The organism is Paenibacillus sinopodophylli, from assembly GCF_005930355.1.
Classification (GTDB): domain Bacteria; phylum Bacillota; class Bacilli; order Paenibacillales; family Paenibacillaceae; genus Pristimantibacillus; species Pristimantibacillus sinopodophylli.
Genome location: NZ_VDBO01000009.1, coordinates 74,575 through 90,225 on the forward strand (window position 1 = coordinate 74,575; position 15,651 = coordinate 90,225).

14 protein-coding genes are annotated in these 15,651 nt (G+C 49.2%); 1 reads left to right on the forward strand and 13 read right to left on the reverse strand.

Annotated elements, in window-relative coordinates; all coding sequences use genetic code 11:
* Positions 1-16: 16 nt before the first annotated feature.
* The 5 genes from acpS to FGT79_RS23465 form a co-directional block, all read right to left on the reverse strand.
* On the reverse strand, positions 17-415 hold the full coding sequence (gene acpS / locus FGT79_RS23445) for a holo-ACP synthase (protein ID WP_138755272.1): 399 nt from the start codon (positions 413-415) through the stop codon (positions 17-19).
* Between the two features lie 81 nt (positions 416-496).
* Positions 497-2,581, reverse strand: a complete 2,085-nt coding sequence (locus FGT79_RS23450; protein WP_138755273.1) for a copper resistance protein CopC — start codon at positions 2,579-2,581, stop codon at positions 497-499.
* A gap of 9 nt (positions 2,582-2,590) precedes the next feature.
* The gene (locus FGT79_RS23455) at positions 2,591-3,652 is read right to left on the reverse strand and encodes a DUF4198 domain-containing protein (protein ID WP_138755274.1); all 1,062 of its coding nucleotides are present in this window, start codon (positions 3,650-3,652) and stop codon (positions 2,591-2,593) included.
* Between the two features lie 78 nt (positions 3,653-3,730).
* Positions 3,731-6,784, reverse strand: a complete 3,054-nt coding sequence (locus FGT79_RS23460; RefSeq protein ID WP_171056405.1) for an EAL domain-containing protein — start codon at positions 6,782-6,784, stop codon at positions 3,731-3,733.
* Positions 6,785-6,910: 126 nt separating this feature from the next.
* Positions 6,911-8,542: a hypothetical protein gene (locus tag FGT79_RS23465; protein ID WP_138755276.1), complete on the reverse strand. Its 1,632-nt coding sequence runs from the start codon at positions 8,540-8,542 to the stop codon at positions 6,911-6,913.
* Between the two features lie 155 nt (positions 8,543-8,697).
* Here FGT79_RS23465 and FGT79_RS23470 point away from each other — a divergent pair, with 155 nt between their 5' ends.
* The gene (locus FGT79_RS23470; protein ID WP_138755277.1) at positions 8,698-9,864 is read left to right on the forward strand and encodes an SGNH/GDSL hydrolase family protein; all 1,167 of its coding nucleotides are present in this window, start codon (positions 8,698-8,700) and stop codon (positions 9,862-9,864) included.
* Between the two features lie 91 nt (positions 9,865-9,955).
* Here FGT79_RS23470 and FGT79_RS23475 read toward each other — a convergent pair whose 3' ends face one another.
* The 8 genes from FGT79_RS23475 to FGT79_RS23505 all read right to left on the reverse strand — a co-directional run bounded on the left by FGT79_RS23475 (position 9,956) and on the right by FGT79_RS23505 (position 15,633).
* The gene (locus FGT79_RS23475; protein ID WP_138755278.1) at positions 9,956-10,300 is read right to left on the reverse strand and encodes a DUF3243 domain-containing protein; all 345 of its coding nucleotides are present in this window, start codon (positions 10,298-10,300) and stop codon (positions 9,956-9,958) included.
* Between the two features lie 216 nt (positions 10,301-10,516).
* Positions 10,517-10,903, reverse strand: a complete 387-nt coding sequence (locus FGT79_RS23480; protein WP_425465042.1) for a ribosomal maturation YjgA family protein — start codon at positions 10,901-10,903, stop codon at positions 10,517-10,519.
* A 123-nt stretch (positions 10,904-11,026) separates the two neighbouring features.
* Positions 11,027-11,836: an ammonia-dependent NAD(+) synthetase gene (gene nadE / locus FGT79_RS23485; protein WP_138755279.1), complete on the reverse strand. Its 810-nt coding sequence runs from the start codon at positions 11,834-11,836 to the stop codon at positions 11,027-11,029.
* Between the two features lie 15 nt (positions 11,837-11,851).
* Positions 11,852-12,286, reverse strand: a complete 435-nt coding sequence (locus FGT79_RS23490) for a BrxA/BrxB family bacilliredoxin (RefSeq protein WP_138755280.1) — start codon at positions 12,284-12,286, stop codon at positions 11,852-11,854.
* A 102-nt stretch (positions 12,287-12,388) separates the two neighbouring features.
* Positions 12,389-12,751: a DUF3905 domain-containing protein gene (locus tag FGT79_RS23495; RefSeq protein WP_138755281.1), complete on the reverse strand. Its 363-nt coding sequence runs from the start codon at positions 12,749-12,751 to the stop codon at positions 12,389-12,391.
* Between the two features lie 15 nt (positions 12,752-12,766).
* Positions 12,767-12,907, reverse strand: a complete 141-nt coding sequence (locus FGT79_RS31335; protein WP_171056406.1) for a hypothetical protein — start codon at positions 12,905-12,907, stop codon at positions 12,767-12,769.
* A 100-nt stretch (positions 12,908-13,007) separates the two neighbouring features.
* Entirely contained in the window at positions 13,008-14,546 is a 1,539-nt protein-coding gene (locus FGT79_RS23500; protein ID WP_246096578.1) for a two-component system sensor histidine kinase NtrB, read from the reverse strand.
* Between the two features lie 250 nt (positions 14,547-14,796).
* Positions 14,797-15,633, reverse strand: coding sequence for an alpha/beta hydrolase (locus FGT79_RS23505; RefSeq protein WP_171056407.1), 837 nt, complete (start codon positions 15,631-15,633; stop codon positions 14,797-14,799).
* Between the last annotated feature and the right edge of the window lie 18 nt (positions 15,634-15,651).

The following is a 15,651-nucleotide window of genomic DNA, read 5'->3' on the forward strand; positions in this document are numbered from 1 at the left end:
AAGTATAGGCAAAAGGTTACTCCGATATCCGCTCCACAACTGCGAAAGCCGAGGCTAGCTTGCGCTCATGCGTAATCGTCACATGAATCCGAATGTTCTCCGGCGCAAGGCCAAGACGCTCCCAAGCACCAGCAGACAGCTGACACTCGGGCTTGCCGCAGCTCCCGCGCAATACTTCAATATCTGTAAATCCGATAATCGGTCCAATTCCGCAGCCGAATGCTTTCACGATAGCTTCCTTGGCTGCGAAGCGGCCCGCCGTAAATTGGTGGAGGCGCTCACCCGAATAACTGGAAGCAAGCAGACGTTCCCCTTCTGCAAGCACGCGCTCCATGAATCGCTGGCCTGTGCGCCCCTCCAATACTTTCGCTACTCTCTCAATTTCCGATAAATCATGTCCGATGCCGATGATCATGCTAACACCCGCCTTTTCCCTGAAGGTGACATTAGCAGATGCAGTTATTGAAGTCAAGCTTATGTCGTACACACCAACCCGCTATTGACGCTCAGCCGCTCCAAAGAAGGATCTTTCATAATGAAAGGTATGGCCTTCCTCATCCTGAATATCGATCGTAATCAAACTGCTATCCTTCTCGTCGATAAATTCCCCTGTTGCAAGATACGTATACTTCGTAAATCCGGGATACTCGAATAATTGAGCTTCACGCGGCTGAAGGACAAAGGGAATCGGCTCCTGCACGCTATTACCTTCTACGCGAATAATCGCCTTGGCTGATACCGGAGCTTCAAGACCCTCAGGCAGCCAGACATCGAGTTTGGCCGTTTGTTCTTGCTTATTCTCTGAAATACGCATGCTCATATGCGCGTCTTCTCCCATTACATGCCAATAAATCGGTTCAGACAGCTTTATTGCCGCATCTGCAGGCGGCGAGGTTGAGGACAACCACCCTGCAGCCACGAACAGCGCAGCAGCAAGAAGTACTTCAGCGCGTATGCCGAGCAGTAAGCCCCGTCTTGCACCATGCTGAGAGATGCGAGGCATGAACACAATCATATGAAGAGCCCCAACAACTAGAACGAGCAGCATCAAGCTTGTTTTCGCAACGATCAGCTTACCGTAATCCGTTGAAAACAACTGTCCCCATGCAGACAACCTTGCCGCTGCCAGCCAGATTCCGCTAAGCAGAATGAGCAGCATGCTCGGCAGCGCCCATGCTGAGAAGCTCGCAGCCGCTTGGTTCAGACGCTCGCTCGCCGACTTCTCGAAGGTCATCGCGAATAAACCGGCAAGCCCTCCGAACCATACAGCCGCCGCCGTCATATGAAAGGCATGTGCCACAACTGCTGCCACTGCAGCCTCTAAAGCGGCATAGGCATGACCTGTTAACGGGAAGCTGACAATTAACGCAACTGCCACCACAAATTTAACAGGATTCGCCCAGTGTCGCTCCTTGCTTGGCGCAAATGCGAGCAGCAACAGGAGCAAAGCGAGTACGGGTCTCATCACAGCGATTTTGCCAAGCATCGAGCTGCTGGCGATCGTAAATATGGATATGCCGCCTAATTGCTCTGAGAGCATGGATAAACGTGTGAAACCAGAAATAACCCATATGAAAACAGCGACAGCAATTACGATTCGCTCTGCATGAAGCGAGAAGCCGTAGGGAGCCTTCTCCTCTTCCGATCGCCATAAAATGTATCTAAAAAACAAAATGCCTAGCAGAAAGACGCTCGTAATCAGATCAAGAACACGCAGTGCAACCATACTGCCATGGCCGCCCGCGTGCTCATGCTCCCCTGCTTCGGCATGGCTGCTGGTTCCCTGCCCAGCATGAGTACTATGTTCATTCTCGCTCGCCGCTTCCTCCTGAGGAGTACTCTCTACTGCATCAGCTGCATCAGAAACTTCAGCAGTCTCCGCTTTATCTGGCTCAGTCACAGAACCTATCTTCGTATCACCACCGCTTGCACTGTCTTCGATGACTGGTACAGTCGGTGAAGGGCTTGATTCAGAGCTCTCTGCCAAAGAAGCTGGCGGGCTCGGCAGAGCACTTGCCTCGCTCTCGCTGGCGGGCGTCGGCTTTACGATCGGTATGATCGCGGCTGTTGGTTTAGGCGAGCTGGCGGGCTTGTCTATCGGCTTAGGCTTCTCGGTAGCTGTAGGTTTCTCAGTCACCGTATCACCACTACCTAACCCCGCCCCCGTATTGCCGCCTCCATCCAATGAAGCCGTATCATCAGGCTGCACATGCGCAAGCTTCACACCAACAGCAAATTGAAAGGAGCCATCTGTGAAGTGCGAATCCAAGGAGAGCACTTGCCAATTAACTTCATAAATGCCATCAGCCAGCTTAGGGATCTTATATTTAAGCGTCAGATCATCCTCTCCGCTCAATACTCCGTTAATCTCCGACCCATTATCGATTCGTTTCAGCGAGAGGTTACTCAGCTTCGTGTCTATCTTTTCTGTGAAGGTGAGACGAATAGCTGGCGGAGCCGCGGTCAGCTCCGCATCCGAATATGGCGTCGATTGCGCAATATAGGCATGCGCCGAGACTAAGCTCGGCATGCATGCCCATATCAACAGCATTACCATCATGCATTTCAATGATTTTTTCATTAATCAGCCTTATTTCGTGTAGATCGCAACCGCTGCTTGATTTCCGCCCACCGCTGGGAAATACTCAACGCTTGCACCTGCCGCTTCTGCTGCGGAACGGAGGGTTACTAACCCCTTGCCTTGGTAGGCTGTATCTACATGTTGTTTAATGAAAGCCGCATCTACCTTCGTTGTACCTTGAGCAATCGTCAGACTGCTTGCAGCAACCAAACTTCCATTGACATAAATATGCGGCTTAGCAGATATCACCGTGCCGGGAAGTTTGACTGACTTATTCTGAACCGTGAACGTCATTGTCGCCTCGTAATTGGTCGTACTGTACTCGCCTTCCACAGCTTCACTCGTACTAGGCTTCGCACGAACCAAATAATAATCGGCAGCACCGGTTTTGAAAGTAAGGACTCCATTCGCATCCGTCTTCAGCTCTGTCGCCTCCGAGTTGCTGCGGCGAATGACGTCCACTGCCGTGCTCCCAAGCGGTTTTCCTTTCAAAAGCAGTTGGACGGACACTGTCTCATCAGGCGTTACAGCAGCCGGGTTGAATTGCGGAATAAGCTCTGCGCGGTCAGGGCTCACTTGCTTAGCGAAACCTTTAAGTGCGCTAACGCGCTCAAGCACCGGAATGTCGCTGACAGCTACGAACGATTTCGCGCTGCGGAGCGTCCTGCTCGAGGCATCTGCCCCTTTGTACACGCTATCTGCCTCAGTAGAAATAATATACGCACCTGGAATATTCGACTTGAAGGATGCAACAAAGTAATTGTTAAGCGCAGGCGTTTCCTCCGTAGCTGGCTCGCCCGTGTAGAAGCGCGTGCCTGTAATGTCGGATTTCACACCAGCTGGCGTCGTTACGAACACCTTGGAGCTGCTGCCCCATTGGCCGTCCAACCGATAGCTTTTATGCTCATTGGAGTGATTTCCGTACATCAGTTCCACATAGGATACCTGGTTTTGCGCTACAATCGGAGCGCTCGTCTGTGACCAGCCGTCATGCGCGAACGCAGGAACCGCTGCACTCAGCGTTAATACAGCAGCTAGTGCTGCACCTACTAATTTTTTCTTTAACAACATAATAATAAACCCCCATCGTTTTGGATTAGATGTCCAAATTGTATCAATGGGGGTTTAATTACACATGACTCGTTAGAGCTACTGAGGTGTGAACGATGTGTGAAGACCTTTCTGCTTCCAAGTGAAAATCGGCAGTAACTCGAATTGCTCAGCAGTCAGCGGCTTGCTGATATAGTAGCCCTGTACACAATGACAGCCCAGCTCCTTCAGCAAACGCTGCTGCTCTTCCTGCTCGACGCCTTCTGCAATGATTCTCAGATTCAAGCTATTTGATATGAATATGATTGCTTTGACAATGTCGATATCCTGATGCTCGCAAGTCATTTCACTAATAAAAGATTTATCAATCTTGAGCATGTTTAGCGGCAGCTTCCTTAATACGGACAACGAAGAATACCCTGTGCCGAAGTCATCCATCGACATTTGAATGCCGCATGAAGCAAGCTCCCTAAACATTGCAATCGTTGTGTCCAGATCGTCTATGACTGTGCTCTCCGTAATTTCGAAACAAAGATACTGAGGGTCCATCCCAGTCTGCTCTATAATTGTCCGCACCATATCAACAAAGCCTGGCTGCTTCAGCTGCCTTCCAGAAATATTTACAGATATTTCAAAGGGTTGACATCCATTCTCGCGCCACTTCACGCTTTGCCTGCACGCCTCGGAGATCACCCATTCCCCAATCGGTATAATAAGCCCTGTCTCTTCTGCGAGAGGAATAAAGGTCAGCGGAGAAACGATACCATGTTCTGGTGAATCCCATCGTAGCAAAGCTTCAACGCCGAACAGCTCACCTGTCGCTAGGTCAATCTGAGGCTGATAATACAGCGTAAACTGCTCCTTCGCGATCGCTTCCTTTAGTTCGTTCTCCGTATTAATGCGCCACATCGTCTGTTCTATCATCAGCGGAGAGAAAATTTCATAATCATTTTTCCCGCTTTGCTTCACCTTGTACATGGCAATGTCGGCTTTTTTGATCAGCGTATCGGGGTCCGCTCCATCAATTGGAAAGATACTGATGCCTGCGCTCATCGTGATCGTCAGATTGACACCTTCTCCGAACAGCAGCGTGGATAAATGCTTCGATATCGATTTGGCGAACCCTTCTACTTCTTCAAGCACCTTGAACTGGTATAAGATAACGAATTCATCGCCGCCGAAACGAGCGATATGGTCATTGTGCTTAACAAGTGCTTTCAATCCGTCTGCTACAAGCTGCAGCAGACGATCCCCCATTTGATGGCCGAAGCTGTCATTTATTTTTTTGAAATGATCCAGATCCATCACGATGACCGCAAACGACTGCTCGTAGGCCGTCGATGCAAGTGCAATTTCCTCATAGAAGCGGCGCCTGTTCGTAAGGCCTGTGAGCGTGTCATGATAAGCCAAATAGCGCATTCTATCTTCTGCTTGCTTGCGCTCCGTGATGTCTCTGACCGAGCCCACCATTCGAAGCGCGACACCGCTCTCGTCACGAACCGCTTCTCCAGACACGACTACCCATACATATTGCCCAGACTGCTTGCGAAGTCTAGCATCGACCATGAAAGCCTTCCCCAGCTCCAGATGTGCTTTAAGCGCGGCTAGATAGCCAGCCAAATCATCTGCATGCAGCAGCGCCTCGAAGCGGCAAGCCTCCGTGCTCTGCAGCAGATCATAGAAGCGCTGATTCCAAGCGATACCTCCGCTTCGCAAATCCAGTTCCCAAATACCGTCGTTCGAAGTACGCGAAACAATTTCCAATTGCTCTGCAATTTGGCGGTATTGTAGGCTTTGCTTGCTTACTTCCCCGATGAGTGCCTGCCGGTCGAGCGTATTCGCGATTAAATCCAAGTAATGAACGATTGACATATAATCATTCCAATGTTCAAGCGTACTCGTCATCGTCGTACCGAAAGCGAGCACACTCCAGTTGTCTGCAACCGTACGGTATGGAATAACATAGGTCATCTCACTATCCTCATGCGGACCCGAACCGTCTGTCTGCTCAAACATCGGAAACTGTGTGATGTCGATATGCGCAAGCTCACCTGCAGCATTAGCCTCTAACAGATCAACATCACGGTGAAAGTGATGCCACTGGCTGATCTGCAGATTGCTTCCAGGATTGTCCGACTGCTGCCACAATCCTTGACTCGCCCACTGGAAATGCGGGGCAAGAACCCAAGACAAATCTTTGAGTCGATCGATACTGTAATTCTGAATAAATTTGTTAAACTCATAATGGACGTTAAGCTGCGTCATCTGTATGCTATCCTTCTCACAGTCCGTCAGACGCTGGAGCTTCAGGTCCACTTCATCCTTATTCGTGCAGCCGCAGGATTCCCGGCGCACCAGCGTACAATCAATCATATGCGAGTCGATTCCTGCAACTGGTTGTTTGATTTGCCCAAGCAACAATTCAACTACTCTTGCGGCAGCCTGCGGGATATGCTGATCGATGCTGGTCATGCTCGGTGAACTCGTTCTTGCCGAATCGGTATTGTCGAAGCCAATTAGCGCGAAGTCCTCTGGGACACGGCAGCCCAGCTCCGTTAACCGCTCAAGCATGCCGATTGCTGTCATATCCGTGCATACAACTGCTGCTTTGAACGGAAAACCCGCATCAGCGATATTTTGAGCTGCGCTCCTGCCGCCCAGCACGCTGAAGTCGCCAGGATTAATAACAAATTCCGCATGAAAGGGTAAGCCTAGCTGCTCCAGTCCTTTGATATAGCCCTCATAACGGCGCTTCATATCATCAAGTCCCATATTCCCGACAAAACCAATTTCAACATGTCCATGCTCGTATAAATGTTTCATGGCATCCATTATGCCGCCTTCATTATTGCAAACAACCATCTGCCCGTTAACCTCCAGCGAGGTCATATCCTTGGCGATGGTTATGATAGGTTTCTTCCATTTACTGCTAAGCTGCTTGATATAATCGTCCGGTACAGCGTTGTTAAGAATAATCCAACCATCGACATGGTCTAGCGCAATCGGACTATTGAAGGGCTTTCCAGCCGTTCGTATTGCAATGAGGCGGGTATCGAATTGATGAGCAGCCTTTTGGATTCCGTTTATAATATCACCAAGGTAGTTGCCGCCCAAGAAGGGCGTTAGTAAGCCAATTGTTGGTTTACGTTGCATAGGAAACAGCTCCCTTATGTATTCGAAGGATTGTATTCGAATCATATCATTTCGACAATGAAAGCGATACCATCTAATCGAAATATGTAGAAGAAAGCTGCTCATTATTTGTAAGTTAATCCCTTATTAACGCGAATAATGCGAAAAATCAACTTCTTCGTCATTAATTTTTCTTTCGATAACGCCGTTGTGATCGACATATAGCTTGAGCTCTGCCTCGTCACTAGTTATATACCGCACGCCCAGCTTCTCATCAGTCGCCCATTCAGGCTTTCTGCTCCTAGCCGCTGCAGCAAATGCTTCGAAGTCTGCTAGTCCGTATCGCTGCGCATCCTCCGTACTGATCACCTCCATAATAACGCCGTTGCGTACTCCTCTGCTTATCGCGCACAGTCGGTCGGGCAGCTGTTCAGTCTCGAAAGACTGAAGGAGATGAACAGCGAAATACACATGCTTAGACTTACCAAGCAGCAGCCGGGGCTCTTGCAGCCATTCGTTTGCCGGCAATATTCCAATTATAGAATCCTTGGCGCCTTCCGGTATAGCGTACAGGGCAACGATCGTATTCTTGTGGAACAACACTTCTGAATGCTCCGTATGATGCCTTGGATCCTCGCCTGCATTCGTATCGGAAGGATGAAAGAAATAGGCTTGATTCACGCCTGCTTGATGATCAAGCGGCAGCGAAACATCCCAGCGATGCTGCTCATTATCAAACTCGGCATGCCGCTCCCACATTCCCCCTGCTGCGAAATCCTTTGTTACATACACATAACTGTGCAGCTCAGCAGCAGCTTCGTCAGATTGCTTCGTTATAAGCTTTCGGACTTCTGTCGGCTCGTTCCGGTTCCTTGCATGATTGCGTGTGTCCAATGAAGCTTCATACAATAGGAAACCTGCATATTCGGTACGCGGCATCGTCTTAGGAAGTTCGAAATCACCGAACTGCACATAGTCGTGCAGAACATTGCTATCAAGTGGAATATCATGTCGCTGCGCTCGGCAGTGAGCACCGACGAAAGCTCCTTTTAAGTAAAAGGTTGACCGCTCCTGCCATAGAAAATCAAGCATGTCTGCAAGCTCTTTCTTAACGCCAACATCCTTTATGAGCTGCCAAGCGCATGTAAAGGCTTGCACCCAATGCCAGAACCAAGGCAAGCTATTGTATTCAGCCATGCCTTGCTGGCGCACATGAGCCAGTGTAAGCTTGAGATTTTGGCGGCCATCCTCCAGAAGCGCGCTATCATCGAACCGCTGCCCGAATATCAACTTAGCTGACGTATATTTGGCATCATGATGGCCGAATACATTAGTCTGCTTATAGAATCCGCTTTGGTAAGCACAGGTTAACGCAGTATCGAATGCTTGCAAAAGCGACGTGCTCAGCTTTGAGCGGTACCTGTCTGCAAAATATACCATCAGGCTTCCCATCAGCTCAACGGGCAGCGGGTTCGGAGCAGCCTCGCGGGGCTGCTTGCCTAGGTTTAGCGGCCAATGGCCGAAGGTGGCGCTGTCTGGCTTCTGATCCTGAAGTTCGAGTACTGCAAGCAGCACAGCTTCCGCTGCTTCCTTCGCATCCTCCGCGTCGAATGGCAATGGCTCAGTCTGATCCGCAGCAGCCGCGAACAGGTAAGAGGCATAATAAAAATTATCACGGATATCATGGTGAAACCACAGGCCGCTTTCAAGCAGAGGCAGCTTCTGCGCAGCAATAGCAATATTGAGAACGATTTCATTTTGCCTAGCACTAAAGCTCATTATACAAATCTCCCTGCATCGTCTATTTTTCTACTTATCATATCTAATATCATTCGATAGGGAAACCTCTCATTGTTTTCAGATTAAAATCATGATAGCTTGTAGGAAACGTTTCCTCTTCCAAAGGAAGAATGAATGCATAGGAGCTGAAGATTTTGCTAAAGGATTATGCACCCTTAACCGTATTGTCCAGTGCAGCTAACTTTATGTGGAGGCCGGAGAACAAAACGACAATAACCTTCCGTACGTATATTCGGCCGCGGGAATACGGGCCGCTTTCCATTAAGCTATGGCACAGCAATACGGTCGATTCAACATGGGCTGACGGCTCTGAATCCAAGGCTAACGATCAGGGCGGCCAATGGAGGATTGAACAATGCTTCGTCGCGGACGGCGGATTGCTGCCTGATGGTCGTACAACTGAGGGGAGTGAGCGTCCTGTTACGTTTGGCGGAGCCGCTTCCCGAAACGTGGAGCCTGGAGAGCAGTTCTGGAGCGACAGCGTTACGATATCGATACCAGAAGCGCATTTCGTGGCATTTAGCTGGACAATTACAATAGAAGGTCCCGCGAATGGACTGCCTTACAATACGGAGACCTTGCTTGCCAGCGCCTATGAAGCGGAAGGCAGCTTCGCAGCTCAATCTGAGGGAACGAGCTTCACCCCAGCAGCTAACCGTCAGGTTCTTCCCTCGCTAATCGTGTATAAGAAGGCCGTGTCGAAGCAGCTCGTGTTTCTCGGAGACTCTATCACGCAGGGAGTTCGCACGGAGAAAGATGAATATACGTTCTGGGCTGCCAAAATCGCAGCGGGCTTAGGGACGGATATCGGTGTATGGAATATCGGCAGCGGCTGGGCTCGTACGTATGATTTGGTTAATGAGAGCGCTTGGCTATATAAGGCTAAGCAGGGCGATGAAGTCGTCATTTGCCTCGGCGTGAACGATGTCGGAACTGCCAATCGCAGCGCAGAGCAATTAATCGCCGATCTCACCTCAGTTATCGACCAATTGCATGACAGCAGACCGGGCAGAATAATTTGGCTATGTACACTTCCTGCTTTCAATTTCCAAGGCGTACAAGAGACAGTCTGGCGCACCGTCAACGCCTGGATTCGCAGTACCGCAGCAGTTAAAGTAGCGGGGGTATTCGATATTGCACAGGTTCTTGGCCAACCACAACCCAATGACCAGCTGCTGCAAATCGACTATATGAGCCCGAACAATGATCCTCATCCGAACGGGCTGGCGGGTATTGCTGTTGCTGATGCTTTTCTAGCCTGGTACAAGAACCAGAGTAGTCAACTCGGCACTTCAAACTAGAACATATACGCACAGCACGCGCTTCAATAGACAAGAAGGCTGTCTCTCTCAGGTGGTAAACCCTCGGAGACAGCCTTCTTTATTTGATAGCTTACCCCTCTGCTTGCGCCAGCTTCACGAGCAGATGGGACAGCTTATGCTGCTCCGCCTCATTCCCGACCTTCCAAAGCTCTTGTAGCAGCTTCTCTTCTCGGTTACGCGGCTCCTCATGCTTCGCGAGATATCCTGCAACCTTCTGCGCGACCAAAGCCAGTTGTTCCTCATTTAAGCCGATATTCTCGGCTAGCTCAATTCGTTTGGCGAGATAGCCTTTGAATTGTTCAAAGTTTTGCAATATCTCTTCCTTTTGATCCGAGTCTAGCCGATCCAATGCTTGATCGATTCTCCCGATCTTAAGCTCTCCATCTTTATCCACAACATGGTTGATTTCTGACATATAGCTTCCTCCTTGTATGGTACATATGGTGTCGGTCTATTTTACCCTTTCAAGGGAAGGATCAAACATGTTTTGGCGAATAGCTGCTATTTCTATTAGATGCCGCAACAACGACGAGCAGCAGCGTAATTAAACGAGACCGTAAGGAGTTAAGCGAAACTATCGCATTAATATATGATGACAAACTTGTTGCGCTCCCTTACTCACCCTCTCTATTCATATTCTCCGTTTATGCAGCAGCAATCCGTCTATCCCATACGCAATGCCGATCCCAACTGTATAACGAATCAAATCAACCGTCAAAAAACCGCTGCCGAGTACTAAAGCACCCCATGTCGTTCCACGAATCACCTGTATCCACTCAGCTTGATATAGCTGGCTGAACTCAATACCGAAACAAAAGAGGAAGCTGAGCAGCACAGAAACTCGCAGCCTTACTGAAGCCCCAAGCATGCGAATGCCGAAATAAACCATGCTCGCCCAAAGCGTATCACCCATCTGCACTGCAACGAATTCAGGAAGCCGCTCGGCGTAATGCCTCGAGCTATAACCTAGCAGCATCGCGGACAGTGTAGCTATCAGATACTTTATTTTTGCATTCACGTCATATAAAACCTCCTTGCAGGCAGCTCTTCAATCGATTTAACCAGCAATAAAAAAACTGTCCCGCTCCGATGGCTCGGTCGCTGGACAGTCTATTTGGCACAATACGTCAAACCAGAAACATTAAATGCCTGGAATCGGTGAGCGCTTGTGCTCGGTTTTCAAATATTGTTTCTCAAGCTTCTCACGTGCTTCCACGCTGATTTCTTTGCCTTCGAGATAATCACTATTGTCGCCATAAGTGATGCCAAGCTCATCCTCGTCGGTTTGTCCATCCCACAGGCCAGCCGTCGGAGCTTTGTCGAGCACGCTTTGCGGTACGCCAATATGCGAAGCCAATTGACGAACCTGACGCTTATTAAGCGTGCTAAGCGGCGTCACATCCACAGCGCCATCGCCCCATTTGGTGTAGAAGCCTGTAACAGCTTCAGAAGCATGATCCGTGCCGACCACAAGCAGATTGAGGTCGAACGCAAGCGCGTATTGCATAACCATACGTGTTCTTGCTTTCACATTCCCTTTGCCGCCCCGGCTCAAATGACGAGGAATACCGAGCGACTTGAAGCTATGTTCCACTTCGATCGCAATCTCATCCACCGCTTCCGCGATATTCGTCTCTGCACGGTGCTTCAACTGAAATGCTTCTGCAACAGCGTAGCTGTCAGCAATATCGGATTGGTCGCCGTAAGGCTGGAATACGCCGAGTGTCATAAATTCGCGTCCCGTTTCGGCGCTGAGCTCATCCGTTGCCTGCTTGCACAGACCCGCGGCTACCGCGCTGTCAATTCCTCCGCTAATCGCGATCAACAAACCAGTTGTTCCGGACTGCGTCACATATTGCTTCAAGAAATCAACGCGTGAACGAATTTCAACGACGGGATCAATTTCCGGCTTAACGCCCAGTCTCTTAATAATTTCTTGTTGTAAGCTCATAGTCACCGTCCTAGATTAGCGGCAGAACCGATCGAAAGCGTCCGATAGATCAGCTGAAATGTCAGCTGCAGAACGGTTCTCGATCTGGTGGCGCTCAATAAAGTGTACTAGCTCTCCGTCTTTGAACAAAGCAATCGATGGGGAAGAAGGCGGGTACGGCGCGAAATACTCACGAGCCTTTGCCGTTGCTTCTTTATCTTGCCCTGCGAATACCGTGAACAAATGATCCGGTGTAATATCATGCTGAAGCGCGTCGGCAACTCCTGGACGGCATTGACCAGCTGCACAGCCGCAAACCGAGTTGATAACCACGAGTGCCGTGCCTTTCGCGTTTGGCAATTTCTCTTCTACCTCTTCAGGTGTGCGCAGCTCCTGAATACCAATGCGAGTAAGATCGTCCCGCATAGGTTGCACCATATCTAACATGTATCGCTCGAATGACATCGACATCGAAACACACTCCTTTAATTACTTTATTTTAGCTACTATTATACCTTCCGTAGTCAAAATAAAGCAACCGAAGCGCGTTCGCTTCGGCTGTACTTTTTCTGATTAATCATGAGGCTCATCCATGCCGTATGCTGCATTCTTGTCTGGGTGAGACCAGTTGCCCTCCTGCGGCGGCAAGCCTTCCTCGAATATCTCACGGTTCTCGGTCGTTGTGAAACCAATATCCTTGAAAGGATGAACCCATTCATCACCTGCCATAACGGCAGGGTCGGTATCTACGGTCCATTGCGACAAAGGCGAGTCAGGAGATTCATATTGATGATCACCTATGACGATGCCATGCTGATTCACGAATGGCGCACGGCTGCCGCGGCCTTCACGAAACGCTGGAAGAAATGCAATTTCGAACGGATCTAGCGCCGGATCATCTGTATGCAAGCTCTTTTCTTGCTCGCGATCAGTCATTTATCCGTCACCGCCTTATACGGAAGGACGATTAGGTCCATCCAGCTTCTTGTCGAACTCAGCAGCCTCCGGCTGCGTGTTTGTGCCAGACGTGTTCTGTGCGTCCTGCTTAGCTTGTTCAGCCGAACGTCCCTTTACTTCCTCATGCTGTGTCAACGCGAGCGCCTCCTTCCTATGTGAATCTAACCGCTTTAAACGGTTATCTTTCAAAGGTAGTATGCGCAGTAAAAGCTTTCTTATCAGAGACTCATTCCGCCTAGCTTGCCTGATCCTCCGGCAAGAAGAAGGTCACGATGAAGACCGTTCCATTACCTTCTTGTGATTCTACGTCAATTCGCCCGTTATGACGCTCAGCAATGCTCAGGCATAATGGCAGGCCGAGCCCCGTGCCTTGCGTCTTCGTTGAGAAGAAGGGCTCGAACAAATGTTTCATCTGCTCAGGAGGTATGCCTATACCTTCATCAGCAATACGAAGCTCGACTTTGCTCCCTGCATGGCGGGTACTGATATGAAGCGAGCCTTTGTTGCCCATTGCCTCCATCCCATTCCGAGCAATATTCAGAAACAATTGCTTAATCTCCCTATCGTTCATCATAATAAGCGGCATTTGCTCACATAAGCTGACCTCGAGCTGCTGACCACGCAAATTCGCATCTGCATGAAGCAGCGGCACAAGCTCGTGAATGACCTCGTGCAGGGAAGACAGCTCCATCACGAGCACCCTATTCTGAGCAAGTGATAAGAAATCGCTAATGATCATATTCGCCCGATCCAGCTCTTCAATGACAATACGGAAATACTCCTCTTGGTTCTCTGGGCTGCGCTCCTGGATGAGCTGAACAAAGCCTCGAATGACAGCCATCGGATTGCGAATCTCATGCGTAATGCTAGCCGCCATCTGGCCTACCAAGCTTAACCGTTCCATTCGGCCTACTTCATCCTGTAGATGGCGAAGCTCTGTCACATCCTGAGCAATTAGAGCGGCTCCTGAATTCTGCTCGCTCAGCGACATCCGAAGCGAAAAAGAAGTAAGCAGCAGCATCTTTTCCCCGTTTACCAAAGGCAAATGAGAAGATCTCTCCCCATTAAGCGCTTGATAGAGCATATTAACGCAAGTATCGCCTTCTTCGTTCACAAAAACGAGGGGGAATGGAGTGCCCAGCAGCTCCTTAGCCTCCTTGTATTTGGGTTGCAGGCTAAGCAGTGATTTGGCTATCTCGTTGAAATGTGTAATCTTTCCTTCCCCATCCACAAAGATTACCCCAAATGAGGTTTCATCGATAAATTGCTGCAGCTTCTCTACCTCATTGCGATAGTTAATCGATATTCGCTTCACTTCATCATAAAGCAGCATTTTCTCCTGCACGCTCTCGATCTTGAAAATGGACAGCCATATCGCCATTAATGTGACAATTGTTGAAAGGAACAGTGTGAGAAACAGCTCCGATGTCCACTGTTCTCCATTTACCGTAATATAGCCTTTCATCGATATAAGATAATAAAGCATCATACCCGTCATAATCAATAGCGCTTTCTTTCTCTTATGCTCAGCAGAGTCTCGTTGAAATTGACGGACAGCAAGTAGAATAAGTGGAATAAAAATGGCTAAAAACAAGCCGAAGCTTACCATCTCCCATACGCTATCGAGCATGGGTATCCGAAGGACTATGTAAAGACCAGATAAGAAAGCGAGCGTTGGCCAGCCCCCGTAGAGAGCACCTATCAAATAGGGAATTAGCCTGAAATCAGCTTCATAGCCAAGCACGTTTGAAGCCGTCAGCATGCATAACAGCATCGACAGACCGCAAAAAAAACACATAAAAACAGGTATTCTCTTCCAGCTACCCGCTTTGTCATAAAAAAGCTGAAAAGCAAAAATAGGTATTAAGGACACAATGAACTGTAACAGCAATTCTTTTAACACAACGTTCGGTTCCCCCTGCCGCGCCTTGAATGCATGCCACATATTTATTTTTCACCACAATTATAAAACGTTATCATTTATTTAAACCTATTATTCCGATTAAAACACAAAATACATGTATTTACAATTGCCCTTCAGTCCAATTTACAAGCAAATTTATGGTCTTTTCGCCTTCCAAATCGTTATGTAATTCATGATAACCATCCTCCCAGCGTCTATAGCTGCATTGCTGCTCAAGCACCTTTGCTAGCTGCTCACTTGCTTCTATAGAAGTGACACGATCGGACGACCCATGAAGCAGCAGCACGGGCACTTGAAGGCTTGCAGCATTCGTGAGTGCCCAATCACCGCCATCACTAATTTCCTTAAACGTATGAAGCGTAATTCGGGTATGGCAAAGCGGGTCATTCACAATATCCGCCGCCTGCTCATAACCAACTCTATAGAGATCCGAGTGCTTGAGCCCTGTCGACTGCTGAAGTGTCGGCCATACGGCTGCAAGCCTGCGACCGACCCATTCCACCGCGGCATTCGGCTTGAATGCCAGCCTCAGCCAAGGGCTGGTTAGAATAAGACCTTGTATGTGCGGATGCAGACGGATTGCACAGTTCAGTGCCACATTCCCGCCCATACTGTGGCCATACAAGAACACGGGAACGCCTGGATGCCGCTCAGCAGCAGCCTCAATCATTAAAGCAGCATCGCTGGCTGCCGCACCGAGTGAGTGCAAATGGCCTCTTTTCCCCGAGGAACGGCCATGACCATGCTGATCATGCGCAATCACTGCCATGCCCGCTGAAGTGAAATGAGCCGCAACATGCCCGTAGCGATCGCCATGCTCCCCCATACCATGAATCAGGCATACGACTGCTCTCACAGCAGCTGTATCAGGTGTCCACTCTCTTACGAATAATGACGCCCCATTGGCACCTGTTATATCCCATTCCTTACGCAGCATCCGAACGCCGCCTTTCTT